Source organism: Arthrobacter sp. BB-1 (assembly GCF_006151685.1).
In the GTDB taxonomy this organism is placed as follows: domain Bacteria; phylum Actinomycetota; class Actinomycetes; order Actinomycetales; family Micrococcaceae; genus Arthrobacter.
The window spans coordinates 1-1,646 of record NZ_VDEV01000048.1; the positions used below are offsets into that span (position 1 = coordinate 1).

The 1,646-nt window shown below is 65.9% G+C and carries 2 protein-coding genes; both read right to left on the bottom strand.

The window, feature by feature from the left end; translation table 11 throughout:
* Positions 1–137: 137 nt before the first annotated feature.
* Entirely contained in the window at positions 138–290 is a 153-nt protein-coding gene (locus FHJ30_RS21495) for a hypothetical protein (RefSeq protein WP_171059168.1), read from the bottom strand.
* A gap of 184 nt (positions 291–474) precedes the next feature.
* Complete coding sequence (locus FHJ30_RS21180; protein WP_139031214.1) at positions 475–1,500, bottom strand: DUF4192 domain-containing protein; 1,026 nt, start codon at positions 1,498–1,500, stop codon at positions 475–477.
* Positions 1,501–1,646: the final 146 nt, after the last annotated feature.

Here is a 1,646-nt window from a genome sequence, read left to right on the forward strand (position 1 = left end):
AGAAAAGCGCTTCTACAGCCCGAGCGAAGCGAGGCCCGTTTCAGCGTTTAAAAGGGTTGAGGCCGGCCCCTTGGGGCCGGCCTCAGTTTTCCCTCAGCAAAAGGAAATCAGTGCTGCAGCGTCATCGCTGCAGAAACTTACAGGTCCAGCGGGGATTTCTCCCAGGAGATATCAACGATGGGGGCGCCTGGCTGCGGCATGGTCAACATCGAGAGCTCGAGGATGTCCTGGGCATGGGTGGCATCGGCAGGTGCTGCGTCATCGTCCGTCAGGATGTACTCGTGGCTCATGTGCTTGTCCCCAGGCTCTTCGTGGATCGTGTTCCTTTTCCACTGTAGCCCGGCGTCCGGCTGTTGCCCGCTTGTGGTGCTGCGCCCGCGGCAGCGTGATCAGCGGCCGGAGGAGCGCATGCGGGGGAGGCCGCCGACGCACCCAAGGGGGCCGGACCGTTTTCCCGGTCCGGCCCCCTTGCTTTTAGCGGTGCCGCTTATAGGCGGTTGCCTGGTTCTTCGCGACCGGGGCGATGGTTCCCCGGCTCACCAGCTGGTCCATCAGTTCCGCGAGCCTGTAGCCCGGTGTATCAGCCAGAGCAAGCCTGAAGTGGTCCGCAGCTACCGACGACTGACCTTTGAGGTACGCCAGCCATCCGATCAAGGTCAGCAGAGGCGCCCGGTAGCCTTCGGGCGCGGCGTCGATGAGGTCCCGGGCGGTTTCCTGTGCCCGGTCCACGCGGTCCCAGTCCGGGGCGATACCCTCCCCCATGAGCAGATTTCCGCTGTCCTCGGCGTCCGGCAGCTCCGGGTCGATGACGTTGCAGAACAACGTATCGCGCAGGTCCGGGCGCTGGAAGCATGCCAGCAGCTCCACCGCTGTCTGCGGATCCGTCCAGCCGTCCCGGGTCAGGGCCTCAGCCCACAGTTCCCGGCCCGGACGCAGCTCCGCGCCGAGCACTCCCGGGAGCGCGTGACGGATCTGCTCCTCCCTGTCTGCGGGGCCTGCGAACGACGCATAGCTGGTGCCGGGCGTCTTTTGGTAGCTGCTGCCACGGAACACCAGTTCCGCGTTCAGCTGCCCGTCCGTGATGGATTCCAGCGATTCGGGCGGGCAGCACCCGGCGTCGCTGTCGCACAGCAGGTTTTGCCAGTGCGACGGGGTGACCAGCCACGCGTCCTGCAGCGGGGTTCCTGCGCTGTCCAGCGCCTCAATGACGGCCTCGACGTGGTCGTGGAAGGGGCGGGGCTGTCCGAGGGCGGGGGTGCTGGCCGTGTAGATGGTCAGCAGCACCGCCGTTGCCTGAGTGTCCAGTGCGAGGTAGTCCACCATGGAGCGGGCGAAACCGGCGGGTTCCACGAACGCGGGGGCGTCGACGCGCAGTGTCGCGCCCAGCGTCTTGCCCCGCATGGTCAGGAACACAAAGGATTCACGCGGTACGAACCCGAGGGAGTGCGGGATGAAACCGAGGATGTCGGCGGGGCTGGAGATGCGGATTGCGTCGTTCATGTTGAAAGTCCTTTGCTGAGGATTAGGCGGGCGGGGCGGCTTAGGTGACCGGCCAGCGTCCCCTCTCCCCCCGTTGTTTTGGCTGCTGGCGAAGCTTGCGGAGCTGTGGCCGACGGAGGCCTGTCTACCCGTAAGGGCAAGGGGCT

Bases quoted from the DNA above. Each gene is read 5' to 3' on its own strand.
- FHJ30_RS21495 (WP_171059168.1), bottom strand. From the start codon at position 290: ATGAGCCACGAGTACATCCTGACGGACGATGACGCAGCACCTGCCGAT.
- FHJ30_RS21180 (WP_139031214.1), bottom strand. From the start codon at position 1,500: ATGAACGACGCAATCCGCATCTCCAGCCCCGCCGACATCCTCGGTTTC.